Consider the following 21656-nt stretch of genomic DNA (forward strand, 5'->3'; position numbering starts at 1 on the left):
CTGTCAACTTGGAAGAGGTGGTCAAGGAAACCGCTAGTCGAGCAGATAGTAAGCCGCGGTACCACCGCGGTTGGCCCGCGCCTTGTCCAGCTCTTTGCGCGCAAGTACCCGCAGATGGACTTCATCCGGTCCGTCGAAGAAGCGCATCGCACGGCCCCAAGTCCAGAACAAGGACAGGGGGGTGTCCGGGGTCAGGCCCATCGCGCCAAAAACCTGCATGGCGCGATCAAGAATGCGGGTCTGCAGTTGGGCCGCGACCAGTTTGATCGCCGAGACATCAACACGTGCGGCCTGATTGCCGTGTTGATCCATCAGCCATGCTGCTCTGAGGACCAGCAGGCGAGCCTGGTCAATCTCGACACGTGAGTGGGCGATCCACTCCTGGATGTTGGCAAAGTCGCTGAGGTATTTTCCGAAGGTGCGCCGCTCCAGGGCACGCTCGCACATCATCTCCAGCGCCAGCTCGCATTGGCCAATGGTACGCATGCAGTGATGCACACGCCCAGGTCCGAGACGCGCTTGAGCGAGCGCGAAGCCTTTCCCTTCCTCCCCGAGCAGGTTCTCGGTAGGTACGCGCACATCACGAAAGAGGATCTCGCAGTGGCCTTCCGGGGACAGGTGGTTCATCACCGGGATGTTGCGGACGATCTCGACGCCAGGCGTGTCCATCGGGACGATCACCATCGAATGGCGGTTGTGGGCGCGCTCGTCGCCGCCGTCGCCCATCTGTCCCATCACGATTGCGAACTTGCACAGTGATGCCGATCGGCGGCGCCGACATGCCGGTGGTGATCTCGCTGCTGAACGCCTTCACGGGCCTGGCGGTGGGCTTCAAGGGCTTCGTGATCGGGAATCCGGCGCTGATTGTGGCGGGCATCGTGGTGGGCGCCTCGGGCATGCTGCTCACCCAGCTGATGGCCAAGGCGATGAACCGCCCGATCAGGAACATCATCTTCGCCCCCATCACGGGTGCCGCGGCCGAAGGTGGCGAGACGGTCGAGGGCACGATGCGCGAGCTCTCGGCGATGGATGCGGCGGCGCTGATGCGCTACGGGCAGAAGGTCATCATCGTGCCGGGCTACGGCATGGCGGTGGCCGGTGCCCAGCACAAGGTGTGGGAGATGGCGCAGTTGCTCGAAGAGGGCGGTGTCGAGGTGAGCTTCGCGATCCACCCGGTCGCGGGCCGCATGCCGGGCCACATGAACGTGCTGCTGGCCGAAGCGGGCGTGCCCTACGACAAGATCTTCGACCTCGACGAGATCAACAACGACTTCGCGCAGGCCGACGTGGCCCTGGTGATCGGCGCCAACGACGTGGTGAACCCGGTCGCGCGCACCGACAAGTCGAGCCCGATCTACGGCATGCCGATCCTCAATGCGGACATGGCGCAGAACGTCATCGTGGTCAAGCGCGGCAAGGGGGCGGGCTACTCGGGCATCGAGAATGCGCTGTTCTACAAGGACAACTGCCGCATGCTCTACGGCAGCGCGCAGGAAGCGATCGGCGAGGTCATCCAGCACGTGAAGTCGATGGAATGAAGGACCGAAAGCCCGTTTCCGAGCCAAAGAAATGGGCTTTCGCTGGGTTCAAGGGCGTAGCGGAGACCCGCAGGTCGCAGATCCTGGACGCGGCCACGCGTTGCGTCAGCAGGTATGGGGTTCATATGGCCAGCATCTCGAGAATTTCCGCCATGGCGGGAATGAGCTCTGGTCACATCTACTACTACTTCCGCAGCAAGGAAGAGATCATTGCGGCCATTGTCGCTCGCGAACTGCATGGACAGATCGGGCTTACGGATCTGCTTCGGGGCGTGCGGACATTCTCGGATGAGGTGCGTACACGTATTGCGGATGCGCTCTCCGCGCAACTCGACCCGGATCTCGCCGCCTTCAAGATCGAGGTCATTGCAGAGGCGGGCAGAAACCCGCTCGTTGCGCAGATCTTGCAGCGTGCCGACGAGGCGATACGGGAGAGCCTGTCCAGGGCCGTTGGCGAAATCCGGCGAGCGCGGGGGCTTGGAACGGATCCCGAGAGTACCGATGCGATTGTCGAGACACTTGCGACGCTTTATGGAGGCCTGCCGCTTCGCATCATCCGCAATCCCTCCCTGACGCGGGAGCGTGTGGTTGAACGGGCGAGTTTCTTGATTGAATCCACCCTGTTCGGTAGGAGCCAGGTAGGGGTCATTGAGCCGACGGTCAGAAAGCGTTTCAGCGACTCGGCTTGATCTCGCCCTCTGCCGTTCCACGCTGTGCCCCGAATTTCCGGCCTCCCTCGGGCCGCTTACTTGCGCCAGTAGTTGTTGGCTGCTGCGACGGTCTGGAAGTTGATTGCGATGACCTGCGACACCGCGGTCAGCGAGTCTGCGCTGTTGGCGTACTCGGGGCGCAGCTTGTGCAGCACTTCCGGGTCGGGCTGCGTGTACTTGACGCCGCGGCGGCTGAGCGTGATGGCCAACTCGTAGCCTGCCTGCGGGGTGGCGGTGATCAGCGTTTCAAGCCATTGGTCTGCCATGCTTCGGGCTCCTGTGAAGACGTTCGGGTATCGGGGCGATACGGCTGCATCTTAGCGGAAAGTGCATTGTTCGCCGCGGTTGCTATTGCGCCTTGCGTGGAGGCGGGGGTGCGTGCTGGATTGTCGCGCGTACGTGAAGTATGTGGCATTCGCTTCGTGTGCGATCGGTGTTGGGTGTGCGGAATAGCGGCTAGAATTTCCGTCATCATTTTTCACCAGACAAGCGTCATGGCAGGTTCGCCCGCCGCGCCCCGGGCGCGTTGCCTGTGTCTCGACATCGAAACCGCCCGCGATGATCGCATGGTCCTGCGCGAGATCGGAGTATTCCGCCCCGACCTCGATGCGCGGCTCAGGCTTTCGGGCAAGGCGCCGGATCTTGCGCGCCGGCTTGATGCGCTGACCGAAGGTGCGGGCTTCGTCCTCGGTCACAACGTCGTCGCCTTCGATCAGCCCGCGCTCGCCGCGCTGCATCCGGGGCTGGCGCTGCACCACCTGCCGCTGATCGACACGCTGGAACTGTCGCCGGTCGCGTTTCCGCAGAACCCCTATCACCGTCTGGTGAAGGACTACAAGCTGTGCACCACCACGCGCAACGATCCGGTGCGCGACGCGGAACTGGCCTACGAACTCTTCCTCGACCAGAGCGAGGCACTGCAGCAGCGCGTGGTCGATCATCCCGACGAGGCCCTTTGCCTGCACTTCCTGCTTGGGCCGGAGAACGGTAAGGGCGTGGCCAACCTCTTCGCCACCTTGCGTCGTGCGCTCAGGCCGACGCTCGCCGACACGGCAGCAGCCTGGCAGCGTGCGACCGCCGGCAAGGTGTGCGTCACCGGGCAGCGCCATGTCGTCGAGCATTGCCTGCCCGATCCCGCCTGGCACAAGGCGCTGACCTACGTGCTGGCCTGGCTGCGAGTGGCGGGCGGCAATTCGGTGCTGCCGCCCTGGGTGAGCCTTAGCTTTCCGCGCGTGCGTGAAGCCATCGCCATGCTGCGCGACCGGCCGTGCGCCGATCCGGCCTGCACCTGGTGCCGCGAGCAGCATGACCTGGAGGCGCTGCTGCCGCGCTACTTTCCCGGCATCACCCGCTTTCGCGCCACGCCGGCCAAGTCGGATGGTCATTCGCTGCAGCGCGCGATCGTCGAGAACGGTTTTGCCGGCAGGTCGACGCTCGCCATCCTGCCCACCGGCGGCGGCAAGTCGCTGTGCTTCCAGTTGCCGGCGCTGGCGCGCTTCTACCGCAACGGCAGCCTGACGGTGGTGATCTCGCCGCTGCAGTCGCTGATGAAGGACCAGGTCGACAACCTGGAGGCGCGCGGCGTCACTTGCGCCGGCTACCTCAACAACCTGCTCAACCCGCTCGAGCGCCGCGCCATGCTCGACAAGCTGCGCCTGGGCGACCTCGGGCTGATCTTCGTCGCGCCGGAGCAGTTTCGCAGCCCCGCTTTCGCCAGCGCGCTGATGCACCGCGAGATCGGGGCCTGGGTGTTCGACGAGGCGCACTGCCTGTCGAAGTGGGGCCACGACTTCCGCCCCGACTACCTGTACGTGTCGCGCTTCATCAAGGCACGGCAGAAGTCCGCGCCCTCGCCGGTGTTCTGCTTCACCGCCACCGCCAAGCCCGATGTGGTCGATGACATCTGTGCTCACTTCGAGAAGCGCCTGGGCCTGAGCCTCGAGCGGCTCGAAGGCGGGGTGAGCCGCGAGAACCTCAGCTACGAGGTGCGCCCGGTGCCGGTGCAGGCCAAGTACGGCGAGGTCCTGCGCCTGCTGCAGGACGCCCTGCGCGAGGACGGCGGCGCCATCGTCTTCTGCGCGCGGCAGAAGACGGTCGAGGAGCTTGCGCAATTTCTCAAGGACGCGGGCCTCGCCTGCGGCCACTTCCACGGCGGCATGCTGCCGACCGACAAGCGCACGGTGCAGGAGGCATTCCTCGGTGGCAGCCTGCGCGTGATCGTGGCCACCAACGCGTTCGGCATGGGCGTGGACAAACCCGACGTACGTCTGGTGATCCACCTCGACACCCCCGGATCGCTGGAGAACTACCTCCAGGAAGCGGGCCGCGCCGGGCGTGACCAGGCGCCGGCGCGCTGCATTCTGCTCTACGACGAGGCCGACCTCGACGTGCAGTTCCGCCTGCTGCGCAATTCGCGCCTCACCCAGCACGACATCGGCGCCATCCTCAAGGCGCTGCGCGCCATCGAACGCAAGGACCGCAGCGAAGGCCAGGTGGTGGTGACCAGCGGCGAGATCCTGCTCGAGATCCCCGAGGCCCACCGCATCGATCCGGACGCGAGCGATGCCGACACCAAGGTGCGGATCGCGGTCGCCTGGCTCGAGGAGGCGCGCCTGCTCGAGCGCCACGAGAACCAGACCCGCGTGTTTCCGGGCAGCCTGCTGGTGGCGAACGAGGACGAGGCGGCGGCGCTGCTGCGCAAGAAGCTCGGCGCCGACGCCGACATCGGGCCCTACCTGCGCATTCTCGGTCTGCTCATCCGGGCTGCGGATGACGAGGGCGTGTCCACCGACGAGCTGATGCTGGCCACCGGCCAGGACTCGCGCACGCTGCAGCACATGCTGCGCGAGCTCGACCGCTGGAAGCTGCTGTCGAACGACAGCGAGATCGGCGTCACCTTCTACCGGGACCCCGACACCGCGCAGCGGCTCGATGAACTCGTGCGCATCGAGGACGCCCTCATCGCCAAACTGCGCGAAGCCGCGCCCGATGCCGCCGAGGAGGGCTGGCAGATCCTCAACGTGCGCCGCCTGTGCGACACCCTGCGCCGCGACGCCCTGGTCGACTTCGACCCCGATCGCCTCACCCGCCTGCTGAAATCCTTCGCCGAGCCCTTCGGCGAGGGCGCGACCAACCGCGGCTTCTTCGCCCTGCGTCCGCATGCGGCGGACAGCCGTTTCATCAGACTGCTGCGCGGCTGGCGGGAGATCGAGACCATTCGCGAACGCCGCATGCGCCTGGCGCGCGCGCTGGTGGCCGAATTTCAGCGCCGCCGCCAGGGCAACACGCTGCTCGTCACCTGCAAGCAGGGCGAACTCGAAGCGGTGCTGCAGGCCGACACCACGCTCGCCGATCTCGACAGCGACAAGTGGGACGTGGCCCTGTCGGCCGCGCTGCTGTACTTGGACGCCAACGAGGTCCTGCACCTGGCGCGCGGCAAGGCGGTGTTTCGCTCGGCGATGAACATCGAGCTAAACACCGAGGCGCGTCGGCGCCAGTTCAAGAAGTCCGACTATACCGAGCTCGCCCTGCACTACAAGGACAAGACCGTCCAAGTGCACGTGATGGCCGAGTACGCCAAACTCGCGATCCGCAAGGTCCAGGCAGCGATGGCCTTCATCGTCGACTACTTCAGCCTCGATCGGGCCGACTTCGTGCGCCGCTACTTCGCCGGGCGCAAGGACGTGCTCGAGATGGCGACTACCGAGGCGGCGCACCGCCGCATCCTCACCGCGCTCGCCAACCCCGAGCAGCAGGCCATCGTCGCCGCGCCGCTCGAGGGCAATCACCTCGTGCTCGCCGGGCCGGGCGCAGGCAAGACGCGGGTGATCGTGCACCGGGTCGCCTGGCTGCTGCGCGAGAGCATGGTGCAGCCCGATGCCATCATGGTGCTCGCCTACAACCGCGCGGCAGCCAACGAGATCCGCCGCCGCCTGTGGGCGCTGGTCGGCGCGGACGCCGCCGGGGTCACGGTGCAGACGCTGCACGGCCTGGCGATGCGCCTCACCGGCACCAGCTACGCGGTCGCGCTCGAGCGCGGGGAGACGGTGGATTTCGGCGCCGTGATCCGTGATGCAACGCGGTGCCTGCGCGCGGCAGAAAAGGCCGAGGGTGGCGGTGAGGAGACCGGTGCGGCGGGTAGCGTCGGCGTGAGCATCGTGCGCGATCGCCTGCTCGCCGGGCTGCGCTTCCTGCTCGTCGATGAGTACCAGGACATCAACGGCGACCATTACGAGCTGATCAGCGCGGTCGCGGGGCGCAAGCTGCAGACCGAGGAAGATCGCGTCTGCCTGATGGTGGTCGGCGACGACGACCAGAACATCTATGCCTTCGACGGCGCCAGCGTGCGCTACATCCGCCAGTTCGAGACCGACTACGCCGCACGCCGCTACGCGCTCGTCGAGAACTACCGCTCCACCCGCCACATCATCGACTGCGCCAACCGCGTCGTCGAGCGCGCGCGCGAACGCATGAAGGCGCGCGAGACGATCCGTGTCGACCACGCCCGGCGCGCGCGGCCGGACGGCGGCGCGCAGGCCGAGCGCGATCCGCTCACCGGTGGTCGCGTCCATGTGCTCGAGGTGCCGCGCGATCCGCACCAGGAAGTGCAGCTCGCGCTGGCCGAACTACAGCGCTTGCATGGCCTCATCGCGTCTGGCGACGCCGGGCATTGGGGCCGTTTTGCCGCCATTGCCCGGCGCTGGGAAGACCTTGAGCCGATGGCTGCGATCTGTCGCCTAAGCGGCATTCCGGTGCGCATGCAGCGCGACGCGGGCGATATCCGCCTGCACAACACGCGCGAAGGCGACGCCCTGCTCAGGCTGCTGCGTGGCCAGAGCCGCGGTACCCGGCGGCGACGCGTGCTGGTGCGGGCCGGGGCGCTCGTGCGCTGGTTCCGCCGCCGCTTCCGGACTGCGCCGGAGGGATTGATCGACCACCCGTGCCGTGCCGCACTCGCGCAGTTCATCGTCGATACCGAGTCGGCCGCGCCGGGGCGCGAGCGGGTGGTGGACGACCTCATCGAAGCCCTGTACGACTTCGGCGCCGTCGGCCGGCCCGCAGGCGACCCGCGCCCCAACGCGCCGCTGGTGCTGATGACCGCGCATCGCGCCAAGGGGCTGGAGTTCGACCATGTGCTGATCCTCGACAGCGGCGGCTGGCAGGGACGCAGCGACGACGAGCGGCGGCTCTACTACGTCGCCATGACGCGGGCGCGCCAGTCGTTGACCCTGTGCGAGGCGATCGGCACGCAGCATCCCTTCGCCCCCGAGCTCAATGGTCTGGTGCTGCGCTCGCGTCCGGCTGTGCCGCCGCCCGAACCCCAGCTCGCGCACCGTACCTGGTGCGCTGATCCCGAGAAGATCGTGCTGTCCTGGCCGGGGCGTTTTGCGCCCGGCGCTGCCGTCCATCGCGCACTGGCCGCGCTGGACGTGGGCAGTGCGCTGACGCTTCGGGCGCACGGCAATGGCGGGTGGGAGCTTGCAGATGAGACAGGCGTTGCGGTTGGTCGTATGTCGTCGAAGTTCCAGCCGCCTGCGGGCACGATCGTGGCGGTGCGCGTCGCGGCGATGCTGGTGCGCCACGCGCGGGACAGCGAGCTGGCGGTGGTGAAGTGCCCGTCCTGGGAGCTCGTGCTGCCTGAGTTTGAGTACGTGCCAGCAGCGGCTACGCGCCGCTGAGCGGGTTCGCCCGGCGGGCGCGCAGGGGCTTGTCTGCAACTCACCGGCGTAAAAACCTCAGCCAGGCCGCGATGTTGAGCAGCGTCATCAGCGATTGCCCGACGTAGGTCAGCGCGGCGGCCTCGAGGATCTTGCGCGCATGGGGCTGATCCGACGGGTGCAGGTAGCCGCCGCGCTCGAGCATCGGCAGCGCACGGCGGAAGCTGGCGTCGAACTCGGTGGGCAATGTCACCAGATGGACCACCGCAGCCAGGCCCATCGACAGCAGCCCGGCAAGCACGAAGAGTAGCCCGGGGGCGGGGTGACGGGTGAGGACGGTGATGACCGGCACCGCCACCATCATCATTGCGCCCAGGCGCTGGCCCTTGATGGCGAAGCGCACCAGGCGCTCGCGCAGTGCCAGCGGTGCGTAGCCTTCGGCGTGCTGCAGCGCGTGGCCAACCTCATGTGCGGCCACGGTGACGGCGGTCAGCGAGCGCTGGTGATAGGTATGCGCCGACAGGCGGACGGCGCGCCCCTCGGGGTCGTAGTGGTCGCCGGTCTCCGACTCTTCAACGCTGACCTGGGTGAGGCCGTGCTTGTCGAGCAGCAGGCGCGCGAGCATGGCGCCGCTGCCGTAATAGCGGTCGGCGGGCTCGCTGTAGCGCTGCAGCGTGCGCCGCACCCACCAGCCCGGCAGCCAGGCGGCGAGCATCAGGATCGGCACCAGCACGAACAGGATCGGGGACATGGCGGTCTCGGCGAAGTCGTCAGGCGTCTGACCATGTGCCGCCGCGAGCGTTTCGTGCGGGCTGTGCCGGCGCGGCTTGTGGCGCCTCTGCCATGTACGCGCTGGCCCGTGCGGCGAACGCAGCTCAACAGATTGCTGCCACCCGTGCCCCGATCGCCAGCGCCGCGGTCAGCCCCGGCGACTCGATTCCGTACAGGTGCACCAACCCCGGTACGCCATGCGCGGATGGACCGTCGATGCGGAAGTCGGCGTCCGCCTCGCCTGGGCCGACGATCTTCGGCCGCACGCCCGCGTAGGCTGGCTGCAGGTGGCCGTCGGCCAGCCCGGGCCACCAGCTACGGATGGCGGCGTAGAAGCGTTCGGCGCGCGCCGAGTCGACCTGGTAGTCCGGTTGCTCGATCCACTCCACGTCGGGGCCGAAGCGCGCCTGGCCGCCGAGGTCCAGGGTCAGATGCACGCCCAGCCCGCCCGCTTCGGGGACCGGGTAGATCAGGTGCGAGAACGGTGCGCGTCCGACGAGGCTGAAATACACCCCGCGTGCGTAAAAGGCCTGCGGTGCGCGCAGTGCAGCCGGGCCGGCGAGAGCATGGCCGAGCCGTGGTGCGTCCAGTCCGGCGGCGTTGATCACGCAGCGCGCACGCAGCTGCATTGGTGCGCTGCCGCCCACGTCCAGCACGATGCCGGCGCGGTCCGCCCGCCCGCTCCGCACCGGGCCGGCCAGCACCAGCACGGCGCCTTTGCGCTCGGCGTCGGCCAGTAGCGCCTGCATCAGACCGTGGCTGTCGACGATGCCGGTGGAGGGCGAGAACAGCGCGCCTGCGGCGTCGAGTTCGGGTTCCAGTGTGCGCACGTCTGCGGCGCCCAGCGGGCGCAGATCATCCACGCCGTTGGCGCGCGCACGGGCGGCGATGGCTTCGAGCGCGGGCAACTGGGGCGCGCGGCTGGCCACCACCAGCTTGCCGAGGCGGCGGTGGGCGATGCCGCGCTCCGCACAGTAGGCATACAGCGCCTTGCGGCCGGCTACGCACAGCGTCGCCTTGAGCGAGCCGGGCGGATAGTACAGGCCGGCGTGGATGACCTCGCTGTTGCGCGCGCTGATGCCGGTGCCGAAGGCGGTCTCGCGCTCGAGCACGATCACCTCGCGCCCCGATTCTGCGAGGAACTTCGCGCATGCCAAGCCCACCACGCCGGCGCCGATCACCACCGCATCCACGTGCTCCATCATCTCCTTGCCCCTGCGGTACGGGTGGCCACTGCTCACACCAGGCCCAGCGCGCCCGCGGCGGCACCGACCAGGATCATCCAGATCGGCGCCAGCTTCGTCTTCAGCGTGGCCGCTGCGGTGAGTCCGATCAGCGCCAGCGCCCCAGCACGATGCGCGGGGTCGCCGATGAAAGGCAGCGCCAGCAGCCAGCCTGTGGCGAACACCAATCCCACCGTGACCGGTGCCAGCCCGGCGGTGAAGGCGCGCACCAGCGGTGTGTCGCGGCGCGTGGCGCCCCAGCGGCTCACGCCGAGCGACAGCAGGGTCGAGGGCAGCAGGATACCCACCAGCGCCGCCACTGCCCCGGGAATGCCGGCCACCTGAAAACCGAGCACCGGCACGAACAGCACGTTCGGGCCCGGCGCCGCCTGGGCGAGCGCGATCGCGGTGGTGAAGTCAGCCTCGCCCAGCCAGCCGCGCTCCACCACGAGGTAGCGGTGCATCTCGGGCGCGGTCGACATCGCGCCCCCGATCGACAGCAGCGACAGCACCAGGAAGCGCAGGAAGAGTTCAAGCAGATCGGCCGCCGGCAGAGTGCTCACCATGTCCGGTCCTTGGCACGGGCGTGCGTATGGGCTCGCGCGATGCGCCAGCGGGCAAGCCCCCAGGCGGTGAGGCCCAGGCCGATCACGACCCAGGCGAGCGGCAGACGCAGGACCGCGATCGCGACTAGTGTCGTGAGCCCGAGCGCAGTGCACAGCGCCGGGCCGAGCACGTTGCCGCGCAGGGTGACGAGCATCTTCAGCGCCATGGCCAGAATCAGCCCGGCAGCGACGGCTCCCATGCCGCGCAGCGCGCCTGCCACAGCGGGATAGCGGGAGAGCTCCTGGTAGCTGGCAGCGAGCACGAGCACCACCAGGATCGGTGCGAGCAGCATGCCGGAAACCGCGGCCAGCGCACCGCGCCAGCCGAAGTAGCGGTCGCCGATCATCAGCGACAGGTTCACCACGTTGGGGCCGGGGAGCAACTGGGCGACGGCATAGAGTTCGATGAATTCGTGGCGGGTGAGCCAGGTGCGCCGGTCCACCAGCTCGCGCTGTGCAACGGCGAGCACGCCGCCGAAGCCCTGTAGCGCAAGCAGGCTAAAGGCGACGAACAGTGCGGTGAGCGAGGCGGGGCGTGCCAGGGTCGCTGCGGCGTCCGGCATCGTGGGCGTGGCTGCGGACCGGGTGCTGTGCTTCATGTCGCCTCCGTGCGCGCGTGTCGGGGGGCATGCAGCAGTCCAGGGTCCCGCGCCGCCGTGTGGCCCGACAGTGCAACATCGTGGTCCAGCAGGGCGGATGCGCTCGCATGCCAGTGCAGGTGGCCGTCGTCCAGACCATAGTCGGCGACCTTGAACAGCGTGCCGCCGATCTCCGCCGCGACATAGCCCATCAGGCTCAGGTGCGTGATCCGGCAGTGCAGGCGGGGTGTGTCGGCAAGCGGCTCGAAGCGCTGCGCCACCGCGGCCGTGGGCCAAGCATCGGCATACAGGCCGACGGTGACGTGGGGCACGTAGGGGCCCTGCGGGTGCGCAGCCTCGGCATGCAGGCAGCGGCGGAGGGTGGCGAGCGCAGTACCGTCGTCCTCCACGTGCAGGAAGGGCGCCGAGGAGAAGCTCTCCAGTCCGCCGATCTCGATGTCGAAGCCGCCCGGATTGGCCGTTTGCAATGCGGCAAGCTGCGCGGCGATCCGCTCGAAATCGAATTCGTCGTGTGCAGGGCGGCCGGACCTGGCCGGAAAGCCGCACAGCGCGAGCGTGACGTGCGGTTGGCGTGCGTAGCCGTCGAGCAGCAGGCCGGTCAGCGCGTGCTGCGCCGCGGCCACCCGTGCCCGCACTGCAGGGGTGTCCACGTCGAGCGCCCACAGCAGGTAGTGCGACCGGCCGCGTCGCCACGCGTGGAAGTCACGCCGCTCGTTGCGTATGGTGAAAGGCGTGGCGAGAAATTGTCGGCGCAGGAAGGCGGGGTCGGTCATCGGCCAGAATGCCCGGAGCGATGTGTATGCGCGCTCGGGGCAGCTAGAATTAAGACATGAACACGAATCCGATTGTCCCGGAAAACGACCCGGTCCGCATGTCCGACGCAGAGGGTTTCGCGCCGGTGCACAAGCCTTCCACGGTCGAGCGCGTGGCGGTGCGCGGCCTCGAGTATGCGGTGCGCCGCTGGGGGCCGGTGGATGCGCCGCAGCTCTTCCTGCTGCACGGCTGGATGGATTCCTCTCCCACCTTTCAGTTCGTGGTCGATGCTCTGCGCGAGGACTGGCAGATCATTGCCCCCGACTGGCGCGGATTCGGCGGCAGCACCTGGCTCGGGCACAGTTACTGGTTCCCCGACTACTATGCAGACCTCGATGCGCTGCTCGATCACTACTCGCCCGGGCGGCCAGCGCGCCTGGTCGGGCACAGCATGGGTGCGGCCGTGGCCGGGGCGTATGCAGGGCTGCGCCCGCCGCGGGTGGGGCAGCTGGTGATGATGGACTTCCTCGGCCTCAAGCCGCCCCCCGAGGCCGACGCGCCCCTGCTGCTCGGCAAGTGGCTCGACGCGCAGGCCCAGCCGCCGCGCCTGCCCACGCATGCGGACTATGCCGCGTTCGCGCGCCGGCTGTGCGCGGTCAATCCGCGCCTGAGGCCTGAGCGGGCCGAATTCCTCGCCCGCCACGTTGGCCGTGTGGCGGCGGATGGGCGGGTGGAGATGGCTTGTGATCCATGGCACAAGGTGCCTTCGCCCTTCGTGTATCGCATCGAGGACGCCATGGCGTGCTGGCGACAGGTCACTGCGCCGACCTTGATGCTGTTTGCCGGGCAGGGCTACGTTAACGATCGCTTCGGGGATGCGCCTGCCGAGCTTCGCCACCGCCTGGACTGCTTCGCCAAGCACCGGGTCGTCACCATCACCGATGCCGGGCACAACCTGCAGCACGACCAGCCCGAACAGGTGGCGGCCGCGCTGGAGGCCTTTTTGTCGCGCGCCTGAGGCCGGCGCGGCGGGAACGGCGTACCGGCGGCCGCTGTCTGTGCGGTGCGCGCCCCGCATGTTTCCCTTCGGCGCCAGGCTCATTGGAGGATTTTGATGTCGCAGCCCCCGGGTCCCACCCGTTTCGTCGCCAGTCACGCCGCGCACAACGACTGGAGCGTTGCGCTGCAGCGCGCGCTCGATACCTTGCTGCACGATGCCCGGGTTGCGACCGTGCACGCCTTCGAGCGCACTGGCGAGACGCTCGAGTTCAGCCTCGGCCTGTGTTACCTCACCGATCATTTCGCGGTGGAGGCCGAGCACATCCTCGCGGCGCTGCAGCACCGCCTGCCGGGTGTGCACTGGGCTGGAACGGTGGGCGTTGGTGTGCTCGCAAGCGGCGCCGAGCATTTTGATGAAGCCGCACTGGCGCTGATGCTTGCGCCCTTGCCGCGGCGTAGCTTCCGCGTTTTTTCGGGGCGCCAGCCGCTGCGTGCCGACAGTGGCGACTTTCATCCGCATACTGCGCTGGTGCATGCCGATGGCCGCACGCCCGACCTGCAGGAGTTGCTCCCCGAGCTGGCCGAACGTACGGCGGGAGGCTACCTTTTCGGTGGTCTAACCGCTTCGCGCGGGCGCAGTGTTCAGATCGCCGATGCGGTGTTCGATGGCGGCGGTCTGTCGGGCGTTGCTTTTGCTGCGGAGATCGGCGTGGTGTCGCGCGTGACGCAGGGCTGTCGCCCGATCGGCCCGCGCAGGGTGGTGAGCCGGGTGCAGGACAACCTCGTGCTTTCCCTCGATGGTCGTGCTGCGCTCGACTGCGCCATGGCCGACCTCGGCCTGCCGCCCGACATGGCCTTCGAGCCGGTGGCGCAGGCGCTGGCGAACACGCTTGCCGGGGTGCATCCGGCCGAGGACGACGGGGCGCAGGAAGAGGGGGATTTCGGTGCCGACATGCTCGTGCGTCACATTGTCGGCATGGACCCTGGGGCGGGACTGGTGGCGATCGCAGATGCGGACGCGGTGACGAAGGGGGCTTCGCTGGTGTTCTGCCGGCGTGACCCGCAAACCGCGCTCGCGGATCTGCAGCGCGCTGCACGCGAGATCCGTGACGCCTTGGTCGACAGCGGCCGGGTCGCGCTGGGCGCGGTGTATGTAAGCTGTTCCGGCCGCGGCCAGCGCCATTTCGGCGCCCCGGCTGCCGAATCGGGCGTGATTCGCGATGTGCTGGGCGATCTGCCGATGGTGGGTTTCTTCGCCGGCGGTGAGATCGCCCGCAACCGGCTGTATGGTTACACCGGCGTGCTGACGGTATTCACCGCGCCTGCAGGCCGGTCTGGCGCACCAAGGTAGGGCGCCACCAGGCTGCCCACGTTCACCCGCGCCCGCAGCCGCGCGGCGAGCAGATACAGTCCGCCCAGCTTCCGGTGCAGGAACAGCGCGTCGGCTGGTGGGGTGTGCCAGCAGTCGCGCTCCATGCTCAGGGCGAGCCCGGCGTCGCGCAAGCGCAGCGCCAGGTCGCTGGTGCCGAAATCGTAGGGGTCGGCATGGCGCAAGGGTTCGCAGGCGGTGGAGAACAGGTCGATCACCGCTTCGCGCTGGGCGGCGTGGATATTGCCCTGGAAGTAGCCGATGGCCTCCGCCGCCTCGGCCATGGTTGCGCGGTCGCCGCCGATCGTCGCTGCGATCAAGCGGCGATAGGCCTCGACCACCGCTTCAGCGTAGGGCCGGGTGGCGCCGAAGTCGAGCAGCACCAGGCGCCCGCCTTCTGGCTCGAAGCGGTAGTTGGCGAAGTTGGGGTCGGTCTGGATCAGGCGGAATTCGAACAGCTCGCGGAACAGCAGCCCGATCAGGCGGCTTGCCAGGTGGTCGCGCACCGACTGGTCGGCGTCCGTGAGTGACTCCACCGCTACACCGTCCACCCAGCTCATCGCGAGAATGTCGCTGCGGGTCAGCGCGTCGACCGCGCGCGGTAGCACGAAGTCGGTCTCGCCTGCGAGCAGTCGGCCGAAGCGGTGCAGGTTCTCCGCCTCGCGCCGGTAGTCGGCTTCCTCGTGCAGCTGGCGCTTGGCTTCGGTGAGCAGTGGTTCGAGATCGAGCGATCTCGGTAGCAAGCCCGAGACGCGCAGCAAGGTCGCCACGTTGTCCACGTCGCTGTCGATGCTGCGGCGCACGCCCGGATACTGCAGCTTGATCGCCAGTTCCTGACCGTCGTGGGTGCGTGCCCGGTGCACCTGGCCGATCGAGGCCGCTGCGCAGGGGGTGAAGGAGAAGCGCTCGAAGCCGTGCTCCCAGCCCTTGCCCCAGTGCGTTTCAAGCACTTCGACCACCTGGCTCATCGGCATCGTGCGCGCGTCCTCGCGCAGGCGGGCGAGGATCCCGGTGAGCTCGGCCGGAAGCAGACTGCCGGCGTCCATCGACATCAGCTGACCGACCTTCATAGCCGCTCCGCGCAACTGTGCGAGCTGATCTGCGACGCGGCGCGCGTTGGCGGGGGTCAGGACTAGCTCGCGTGCCGTCGGGCGCTTGCCGGCGGCGAGCTGACGGGCCCCTTCGGCGAGCATGCCGCCCGCCACGCCGGTAGCGAGGCTGCCGAGGCGAGCAAGGCGCGATAGCCGGCCGCCGGGTACGGCGGTGCTTCGGGGGGTGGCTTCGGACTCGGTGGCGTTGGGGTTCATGAGGACCTTCATCGTGGGTGGGAGTACAGGGCCAGCTGGGTTCAGTATGGCCACTGCACGAATGCCCCGGCGACCAGCGCGATGCAGGCCACCGTGGTGAGCTGCAGCCGGAGTGGCAGGTACCACGCCGGGAGTCGCGCATGCCGGGCAAGGCGCCTGTCCTGCACATAATGCAGCACGAAGCCTGCCACGAGCAGGATTGCCGCATCGGCGGGCACGAGCAGCAATGCCGGCCAGGCGAGCAGCGAGGGCACCACGCTCCACAGCAGGGTGCGCGTGCGGCGGGTGTCGTCCAGTCCTGGGAGCGTCATGGCGAACCCCCAGTGCAGGGCGCACACGAAGCTGAGGATTACCGCGCCGTACGCGAACAGCGCATCGCTCCAGGTCAGGCCGTGGTTTGGGTCGAGCAGACTGGCGGGGGCCAGTATCACGAAGGGGACCAGGCCGGCATAGCCGAGCCGGTGGGCCGTGCTGCGAAGGGCGTCGGACGGAGCGTTCATGTGCGGTGACCGGTCGGGTTGCGTGGGTGCGGAGGAGGCGGACACGTTCCTGCGCGGAATCGGTTTGACGTGGACGAGGCGGTGACGTGCGCCACTAGATCACCTTCACGCGCCTCGATCGTTGCCGGATGCTAGCCGCGGGGACCTATGTTGTCCAGGACAAAAGGTGTATCTTTGGTGCGAGAAGAGACGATCCCAATCGCGGTCGTCAAATACCGTGGATGTGATCATGAAGCCTCCCTTGCATTACGCCGTGATCGGAGCCGGCATGGCCGGCCTGCGCTGCGCACGGGCACTTGTTGAAGCCGGTGTTCGCGTAACTGTCCTGGACAAGAGTCGTGGCCCATCGGGGCGCATGAGTACCCGCCGTGGTGAGGGCTGGGCCTGTGACCATGGCGCGCAGTACTTCACGGCGCGTGACCCGCTGTTCCAGGCCGAGGTGGCGCGCTGGCGGGCCGCCGGCGTTGCGGATGCCTGGCAGGCGCGGCTGACCGTGCTCGAGGCCGACGGCCGGCGCGCGGGCGGTGGCGACGAGGCTCGCTTCGTCGGCACGCCGCGCATGACGGCCCCGGCGCGCCTGCTGGCCGAAGGTCTGGACCTGCGCCTGCAGGCCACGGTGAATGCGCTGGACCGTTATCCGCACGGCTGGGAGCTCGCCAGCGCTGAGCGCGGGCTGATGCCCGAGGCCTTCGACGGCGTACTGCTCGCCGTGCCCGCGCCGCAGGCAGTACCGCTGCTGGGACCGGTGGTGCCGGCGCTCGCCGAGGTGGCTCGGGCCGCGCGCATGCAGGGCTGCTGGGCGTTGATGGCGCGCTTCGAGGCGCCGCTGGCGCTTGACTTCGACGCGGCCTTCGTCAATCACGGCCCGCTGCGCTGGATCGCGCGCGACAGCAGCAAGCCTGGGCGCGAGGGTCCGGAAACCTGGACGTTGCACGCGAGCGCCGAATGGAGCGAGACCCATCTCGAGGACAGCCCCGAGCAGGTGGCCGCGGCGCTGATCGCGGCCTTCCGCGCGCTCGGCGGCGAGGCGCCTCTGGCGTGGTCGGCGCACCGCTGGCGCTACGCGATCACCGAGTCGGCGGTTGAGGGCGGCTGCGTATGGGCGCCCGAGGACAGTATCGGTCTGTGCGGCGACTGGCTGAACGGCGGCCGCGTGGAAGGCGCCTGGCTGAGCGGCCACGCGCTGGCGCAGCGCGTGCTTGCGAGTGTGCGCGATGGACTTCAGCCTGGTCTGGTTCAAGCGTGATCTGCGCGTCGCCGATCATGGCGCGCTCGCCGCGGCGGCGCGCCAGGGTCCGGTGCTGTGCGTGGTCATCGTCGAGCCCACGCTGTGGGTGCAGCCGGATGCCGCGCGCCAGCACTACGAGTTCATGCTCGAGAGCGCACGCGAGCTGCACGCCGAGCTGCGCCGCGTCGGGGCCGTGCTGCCCGAGCCGTCGCGACTGCAGTTCGTGTCGCTGCCGGTGTCCTTGCAGCCGGGCGAGTGCGCGGCCTGGCCGCAGCAGGGCGCGGTCGTGGCGACGCGCGCGGCCAAGGCGCGCGTGCATGCGCTGCGGGCGGCCGTTCGCGTGGCGGAAGAAATGGGAACGGGTGTGGGACGAGGTGCGGTACTGCTCGGAGCGTTGCCGACGGAGTCGCCCAAGGGCGGAGCTGGGCTGATGGGTTCGGAGCTCGTGATCTTCTGGTTTCGCAACGATCTGCGCCTGGGGGACAACCTGGCGCTGGTCGAGGCGTGTGGGGCGGCTGGGCGGGTGCTGCCGGTGTATTGCCATGACCCGGCGGCCGAGGCGTCGACGCGCTGGGGCTTTGCGCGCCGAGGGCCGCATCGGAGTGCCTTCCTCGCTGCGGCACTGGCGGATCTGGATGAGGCGCTGCGTGCTCGGGGGAGCCGCTTGCTGCAGCTGCGTGGGGTGCCGGGCGCGGTTCTGCCCGCGCTGGCGCGGGCGCTGGGGGCGGAGCGGGTGGTGTGTGAGGCGATCGCCGCGCCGGAGGAAGAGGACGAGGTCGCGGCGCTGCGTGCGGCGGGGCTGCGGGTGAAGACGGTGTGGCAGTCGAGCCTGCTCGATCCGGCGGGGTTGCCGTTTGCGGTGGCGCATCTGCCGAAGGTGTTCACGGCCTTCCGCCAGGTGGTGGAGTCGGCGGGTGTGCTGCCGGCCGCGCCCCTGGCAGCGCCCGAGGCCTTGCCGCCTTGCCCGCCGCTCGCGTCGCTGGACGAGGCGCTCATCGCGGGCTGCGGCGATCGCAGCGAGCCCGTGGTGGAGGCGGGCGCCGAGCGTTTCGAGGAGGCGTCCTTCCCCTGGTGGCAGCCGGCGTTCGCCGGGGGCGAGCGGGCTGCGCTGGCGCATGTGGCGCGCTACTTCGCCGGCGATCTGCCGAGGTACTACAAGGCGACGCGCAACGGGCTGAGCGGGGTCGATTTCTCCAGCAAGCTCTCGCCCTGGCTGGCACTGGGGGCCTTGTCGCCGCGGGTGGCCCTTGCTGCGCTGCGCCGACACGAGGCCGAGCAGGGCGCAAGCGATGGGACCTACTGGCTGTGGTTCGAACTGCTGTGGCGGGACTACTTTCGTTTCCTACACCTTCAGCACGGCCGCAGGCTGTACCGGGCGCGCGGGTTGAACGAGGAGGCGCCGATGCCCGCGCACGACCCGGCGGCGTTCGCGGCGTGGTGCGAGGGGCGCACCGGGCACGCCTTCATCGACGGCGGCATGCGCGAGCTCGCGGCAACCGGCTGGCTGTCGAACCGGATGCGCCAGGTGGTTGCCAGCTACCTGATCTACGACCTGGGCTGCGACTGGCGCGCGGGCGCGGCGTGGTTCGAGGCGCAGCTGGTCGATTACGACGTCTACAGCAACCAGGGCAACTGGCTCTATATCGTCGGCCGCGGCACCGATCCGCGCGGCGGACGGCGCTTCGATCCGGACAAGCAGGCGGCCACATACGACGCCGACGGTGCCTACCGGGCGCGGTGGGCCGAGCCTGATCGGCGTGCTGGCGATTGAACGCGCGCGCCCGTCAGTCGCGAGCGTGCCGCGCGCAAGCCCTTCGATCTTGCCCGGGCCCCGCTCCGCGGCGACGGGCCACGCGTGCCGCCAATTGCGTGGCGGCCCTTTCCGGCGTTCAGCGTGAGCGGAATCCGCGCAAGCGCGAGAGCGCCGCAGGCGGCAGCGCGCCGAGCAGTGCGCCGGCCGACACCACCATGATGCCGACGATGGTGGTGAGGCCGAGCGCCTCGCCCAGGATCAGGAAGGCGCCCACGGCGGTGACGGCGGGCACCAGCGCCAGCATCATCGAGGCCTCGCTCGCGCCCACCTTCTGCACCGCGTAGCTGTAGAAGCCGCCGGCCACCAGCGCGGCGATCACGCCCTGGTACACGCCTTGCAGCGTGATCGCGCCCCAGCTCTGGGCGGCCAGATTGCCCGGCAGCCAGAGCAGATATACCGGCAGGTAGGCGAGCGCCGAGAATGTGGCGATTCCCAGCATCCCGTATTGCGGCTTGACCTGCCAGCGCCGCATCAGCAGGCCGAACACCGCCCAGCACAGCGCGGCAGCGAGGAAAAGCAGGTCGCCGACCCATTCACTTCCGTGCGCGGGCGCGAGCAGGCTCTCGAAGCCGATCAGCAGCAGGCCGGCGGTCGACAGCAACAGCGCGATAACGGTGGGGCGGGCGATGCGAAAGCCGCTCGTCACCGCCATGATCACGATGGTCCAGAACGGGATGCCACCATTGACGAACACCCCGGCGTGCGCGCTCGGCGCGAACGCGAAGCCGGAATAGACCAGGATGCCGTAGCCCAGCCCGGCCACCGCCGCGAGCACCATGTGGCGCGGCCAGTCCCGGCGCGGCACGAAATACAGGTAGAGCGGGAGCGCGATTGCGCCCGATACGCCGAAGCGCAGCGCGGCGATGTCGAAGGGCGTGAAGCTGGCGGTGGCGCCGAAGCGCGACACGATGTTGAAGCCGGACCAGAACACCACCACGGCGAGCGCGGCGAGCAGGCCGCGGACGGCGTCGGCGTGGGAGGGGTGGTTGTGGGGCAATTTGGGTCCGTGGAGCGTCGGGGGTGCGACTGTAACCGTTCGTTCGCCGGCAGCACAGTGCGTATCGGCGCTGACAGGGTGTGATCGGGCTGAGAGGGGCCTGTGGCCGGCGTGGCCTGGATGGTCAGAGCATCAGAATCGGCAGCCTTCTCACCGCCTTGATCAGGATCTTGTAGATGTCCAGGTCGAAGGTCGGGCGGCCGGACTCCAGAATGCTGGCGAGCATGGCTTCGTCGGTGGCGGTGCCGAGCCAGCGCCAGCCGTCGATGACGTGGAGTGCCTCGCCCTCGCGCAGGCCGATCGGGCCGGGCCAGGTCCAGTGCTCGACCTTGAGCGTGTGCAGGGCCTCGATCAGGCGCAGGGCGTGGGCCTGGGGGGATTCGCCGCCGTGGCAGGCACCGCGGCAGCGCTTCAACTGGAAGCCGAAGCAGCGCGCGCCCTGGGGTTTTTTTTCCAGGCCGAGCAGGGGTGGGCACAGGGCGTGGTCGCGCGCGAGGGCGCGCAGGCGGTTTGTCGCCTCGCGGCGGGTGCGGAAGAAGCCGTAGAGGTCGTCGCGGCGGCCGAAGTCGAGGTCGGCGGCATGCACTAGCTCGAGCCGCCAGTCGCCGACGATGTCGGTGGCGAGGCGCCAGGTGCACAGCTCGCGGTTGCGGCGCAGCTGGCGGTTGTGGGTGGGCTGCAGGCGCTTGACGAGGCGGGCTTCCTCCAGCAGCGCGCCGATCTCGCCGGCGGTCTCGATCCATTCGATGTGGCGCACCTGCTGCGAGAGGCTCAGCTCGCGGTCGCTCTGGTGGTCGGCAGCGAAGTGCGACAGCACGCGGCTGCGCAGACGGGTGCTCTTGCCGATGTAGAGCGGCAGTTCGCCATCGGTCTCGCCGCCGCGTTCGCCGTAGAACAGATACACGCCGGGCGTTTCGGGCAGGCCGGCGATCTGTTCGGGGTCGAGGTGGGGCGGCAGGCTGGGGCGGCCGATGAGTTCGCGCACCATGGCCTCGAGGTAGCCGGGCGGGAAGCGCTCGTGAATCTTCTGCCAGAACTGCCACAGCAGCTGGGCGTCACCGAGCGCGCGGTGGCGGTCTGCGACCATGAGGCCGTGGCGCTCGACGAGGTGGTCGAGGCCGTGGTGGCGGTGTTCGGGGAACAGCCGGCGCGACAGCTTCACGGTGCATAGCACCTGCGGCCGCATGTCGAGCCCGGCGCGGCGGAAGGCGGCGCGCAGGTGACCGTGGTCGAAGCGAGCGTTGTGGGCGACGAAAAGGCGGCCGTCGAGGCGGTCGAAGACCTCGCCGGCGATGTCCGCAAAGCGTGGCGCGTCGGCCACCATGGCGTCGTCGATGCCGGTGAGGCGCTGGATGTACTCGGGAATACGCGACTCGGGACGCACCAGGGTGGACCACTCGCGCATGCCGTCCTCGTCGACCTGGAGGATGCCGATCTCGGTGATCGATTCGCATTGGGCGGGGCCGCCGGTGGTCTCGATGTCGACGAAGGCGAGGCCGCCGGGGACGTAGCGGGGGAAGGCGTTCAAGTCGCGCGGGCGGAAAGAGTTGTGGAGGAAAGGCGCTGTGGGCACGGGCTTGCCGTTGC

General features: G+C 68.9%; 18 protein-coding genes and 2 pseudogenes. 9 read left to right on the forward strand and 11 right to left on the reverse strand.

All coding sequences use genetic code 11. The features are described 5' to 3' along the window. Nucleotides 1-33: 33 nt before the first annotated feature. Nucleotides 34-735 carry an acyl-CoA dehydrogenase family protein gene (locus tag ACNKW1_RS09860; RefSeq protein WP_418364619.1) on the reverse strand — a complete coding sequence of 234 codons (702 nt, stop codon included), beginning with the start codon at nt 733-735 and terminating at the stop codon, nt 34-36. A gap of 20 nt (nt 736-755) precedes the next feature. Between ACNKW1_RS09860 and ACNKW1_RS09865 the strand changes: the two are divergent. Continuing rightward, nucleotides 756-1538 (forward strand): annotated as a pseudogene (locus ACNKW1_RS09865) (NAD(P)(+) transhydrogenase (Re/Si-specific) subunit beta); the annotation flags it as partial. Then, entirely contained in the window at nt 1535-2227 is a 693-nt protein-coding gene (locus ACNKW1_RS09870) for a TetR/AcrR family transcriptional regulator (protein WP_418364414.1), read from the forward strand. The pseudogene ACNKW1_RS09865 and the gene ACNKW1_RS09870, both read left to right, overlap by 4 nt. Before the next feature lie 56 nt (nt 2228-2283). Here the strand turns inward: ACNKW1_RS09870 and ACNKW1_RS09875 are convergent, their stop codons facing one another. Then, nucleotides 2284-2514: a hexameric tyrosine-coordinated heme protein gene (locus tag ACNKW1_RS09875; protein ID WP_418364415.1), complete on the reverse strand. Its 231-nt coding sequence runs from the start codon at nt 2512-2514 to the stop codon at nt 2284-2286. 228 nt (nt 2515-2742) lie between these two features. On the opposite strand from ACNKW1_RS09875, the gene ACNKW1_RS09880 reads away from it, so the two are divergent. Next, complete coding sequence (locus tag ACNKW1_RS09880; protein ID WP_418364416.1) at nt 2743-7926, forward strand: RecQ family ATP-dependent DNA helicase; 5184 nt, start codon at nt 2743-2745, stop codon at nt 7924-7926. Between the two features lie 40 nt (nt 7927-7966). Here ACNKW1_RS09880 and ACNKW1_RS09885 read toward each other — a convergent pair whose 3' ends face one another. The 5 genes from ACNKW1_RS09885 to ACNKW1_RS09905 form a co-directional block, all read right to left on the reverse strand. Further along, complete coding sequence (locus tag ACNKW1_RS09885) at nt 7967-8656, reverse strand: zinc metallopeptidase (RefSeq protein WP_418364417.1); 690 nt, start codon at nt 8654-8656, stop codon at nt 7967-7969. 124 nt (nt 8657-8780) lie between these two features. Beyond that, the gene (locus ACNKW1_RS09890; protein ID WP_418364620.1) at nt 8781-9878 is read right to left on the reverse strand and encodes an NAD(P)/FAD-dependent oxidoreductase; all 1098 of its coding nucleotides are present in this window, start codon (nt 9876-9878) and stop codon (nt 8781-8783) included. 35 nt (nt 9879-9913) lie between these two features. Then, nucleotides 9914-10462 (reverse strand): chromate transporter, encoded by a 549-nt coding sequence (locus ACNKW1_RS09895; protein ID WP_418364621.1) that lies wholly within the window; start codon nt 10460-10462, stop codon nt 9914-9916. Beyond that, on the reverse strand, nt 10459-11067 hold the full coding sequence (locus tag ACNKW1_RS09900) for a chromate transporter (protein ID WP_418364622.1): 609 nt from the start codon (nt 11065-11067) through the stop codon (nt 10459-10461). Before ACNKW1_RS09900 ends, ACNKW1_RS09895 begins: the two co-directional genes overlap by 4 nt. Nucleotides 11068-11099: 32 nt before the next feature. Then, on the reverse strand, nt 11100-11876 hold the full coding sequence (locus ACNKW1_RS09905) for a 2'-5' RNA ligase family protein (RefSeq protein WP_418364418.1): 777 nt from the start codon (nt 11874-11876) through the stop codon (nt 11100-11102). Between the two features lie 98 nt (nt 11877-11974). Between ACNKW1_RS09905 and ACNKW1_RS09910 the strand changes: the two genes are divergently transcribed. Together ACNKW1_RS09910 and ACNKW1_RS09915 are read left to right on the forward strand one after the other, a co-directional pair. Next, nucleotides 11975-12874, forward strand: a complete 900-nt coding sequence (locus ACNKW1_RS09910) for an alpha/beta fold hydrolase (protein ID WP_418364623.1) — start codon at nt 11975-11977, stop codon at nt 12872-12874. Nucleotides 12875-12970: 96 nt separating this feature from the next. Continuing rightward, nucleotides 12971-14206 carry an FIST signal transduction protein gene (locus tag ACNKW1_RS09915; protein WP_418364419.1) on the forward strand — a complete coding sequence of 412 codons (1236 nt, stop codon included), beginning with the start codon at nt 12971-12973 and terminating at the stop codon, nt 14204-14206. Here the strand turns inward: ACNKW1_RS09915 and ACNKW1_RS09920 are convergent. Next, nucleotides 14146-15531: an ABC1 kinase family protein gene (locus tag ACNKW1_RS09920; protein WP_418364420.1), complete on the reverse strand. Its 1386-nt coding sequence runs from the start codon at nt 15529-15531 to the stop codon at nt 14146-14148. The two genes, ACNKW1_RS09915 and ACNKW1_RS09920, sit on opposite strands and share 61 nt — an antisense overlap. A 41-nt stretch (nt 15532-15572) precedes the next feature. Continuing rightward, complete coding sequence (locus ACNKW1_RS09925; RefSeq protein ID WP_418364421.1) at nt 15573-16031, reverse strand: DUF3429 domain-containing protein; 459 nt, start codon at nt 16029-16031, stop codon at nt 15573-15575. 229 nt (nt 16032-16260) lie between these two features. Here ACNKW1_RS09925 and ACNKW1_RS09930 point away from each other — a divergent pair, with 229 nt between their 5' ends. The 4 genes and pseudogenes from ACNKW1_RS09930 (at nt 16261) to ACNKW1_RS09945 (ending at nt 19030) form a co-directional block, all read left to right on the forward strand. Further along, nucleotides 16261-17277: an NAD(P)/FAD-dependent oxidoreductase gene (locus ACNKW1_RS09930; protein WP_418364422.1), complete on the forward strand. Its 1017-nt coding sequence runs from the start codon at nt 16261-16263 to the stop codon at nt 17275-17277. After that, nucleotides 17246-17395, forward strand: a pseudogene (locus tag ACNKW1_RS09935) (deoxyribodipyrimidine photo-lyase); the annotation flags it as partial. The gene ACNKW1_RS09930 and the pseudogene ACNKW1_RS09935, both read left to right, overlap by 32 nt. A 181-nt stretch (nt 17396-17576) precedes the next feature. Further along, nucleotides 17577-17690, forward strand: a complete 114-nt coding sequence (locus ACNKW1_RS09940) for a DUF2256 domain-containing protein (RefSeq protein WP_418364624.1) — start codon at nt 17577-17579, stop codon at nt 17688-17690. After that, nucleotides 17690-19030 (forward strand): DASH family cryptochrome, encoded by a 1341-nt coding sequence (locus ACNKW1_RS09945; protein ID WP_418364625.1) that lies wholly within the window; start codon nt 17690-17692, stop codon nt 19028-19030. The genes ACNKW1_RS09940 and ACNKW1_RS09945 overlap by 1 nt, the downstream gene beginning before the upstream one ends. 118 nt (nt 19031-19148) lie before the next feature. Here the strand turns inward: ACNKW1_RS09945 and ACNKW1_RS09950 are convergent, their stop codons facing one another. After that, a complete protein-coding gene (locus ACNKW1_RS09950; protein WP_418364423.1) occupies nt 19149-20069 on the reverse strand; it encodes a DMT family transporter in 921 nt (306 codons plus the stop codon). A gap of 124 nt (nt 20070-20193) precedes the next feature. Beyond that, on the reverse strand, nt 20194-21597 hold the full coding sequence (locus tag ACNKW1_RS09955; RefSeq protein WP_418364424.1) for an exonuclease domain-containing protein: 1404 nt from the start codon (nt 21595-21597) through the stop codon (nt 20194-20196). Nucleotides 21598-21656: the final 59 nt, after the last annotated feature.

Source organism: Thauera sp. WH-2 (genome assembly GCF_048321015.1).
Lineage (GTDB): Bacteria > Pseudomonadota > Gammaproteobacteria > Burkholderiales > Rhodocyclaceae > Thauera.

Excerpts from the sequence above, each read along its gene's own strand:
- ACNKW1_RS09930 (WP_418364422.1), top strand. The coding sequence starts at position 16,261 with ATGAAGCCTCCCTTGCATTACGCCGTGATCGGAGCCGGCATGGCCGGC.
- ACNKW1_RS09910 (WP_418364623.1), top strand. The coding sequence starts at position 11,975 with ATGTCCGACGCAGAGGGTTTCGCGCCGGTGCACAAGCCTTCCACGGTC.
- ACNKW1_RS09925 (WP_418364421.1), bottom strand. The coding sequence starts at position 16,031 with ATGAACGCTCCGTCCGACGCCCTTCGCAGCACGGCCCACCGGCTCGGC.
- ACNKW1_RS09945 (WP_418364625.1), top strand. The coding sequence starts at position 17,690 with ATGGGTTCGGAGCTCGTGATCTTCTGGTTTCGCAACGATCTGCGCCTG.
- ACNKW1_RS09875 (WP_418364415.1), bottom strand. The coding sequence starts at position 2,514 with ATGGCAGACCAATGGCTTGAAACGCTGATCACCGCCACCCCGCAGGCA.
- ACNKW1_RS09860 (WP_418364619.1), bottom strand. The coding sequence starts at position 735 with ATGGGACAGATGGGCGACGGCGGCGACGAGCGCGCCCACAACCGCCAT.
- ACNKW1_RS09940 (WP_418364624.1), top strand. The coding sequence starts at position 17,577 with ATGCGCTGCGGGCGGCCGTTCGCGTGGCGGAAGAAATGGGAACGGGTG.
- ACNKW1_RS09870 (WP_418364414.1), top strand. The coding sequence starts at position 1,535 with ATGAAGGACCGAAAGCCCGTTTCCGAGCCAAAGAAATGGGCTTTCGCT.
- ACNKW1_RS09920 (WP_418364420.1), bottom strand. The coding sequence starts at position 15,531 with ATGAACCCCAACGCCACCGAGTCCGAAGCCACCCCCCGAAGCACCGCC.
- ACNKW1_RS09885 (WP_418364417.1), bottom strand. The coding sequence starts at position 8,656 with ATGTCCCCGATCCTGTTCGTGCTGGTGCCGATCCTGATGCTCGCCGCC.
- ACNKW1_RS09890 (WP_418364620.1), bottom strand. The coding sequence starts at position 9,878 with ATGGAGCACGTGGATGCGGTGGTGATCGGCGCCGGCGTGGTGGGCTTG.
- ACNKW1_RS09915 (WP_418364419.1), top strand. The coding sequence starts at position 12,971 with ATGTCGCAGCCCCCGGGTCCCACCCGTTTCGTCGCCAGTCACGCCGCG.
- ACNKW1_RS09900 (WP_418364622.1), bottom strand. The coding sequence starts at position 11,067 with ATGCCGGACGCCGCAGCGACCCTGGCACGCCCCGCCTCGCTCACCGCA.
- ACNKW1_RS09905 (WP_418364418.1), bottom strand. The coding sequence starts at position 11,876 with ATGACCGACCCCGCCTTCCTGCGCCGACAATTTCTCGCCACGCCTTTC.
- ACNKW1_RS09880 (WP_418364416.1), top strand. The coding sequence starts at position 2,743 with ATGGCAGGTTCGCCCGCCGCGCCCCGGGCGCGTTGCCTGTGTCTCGAC.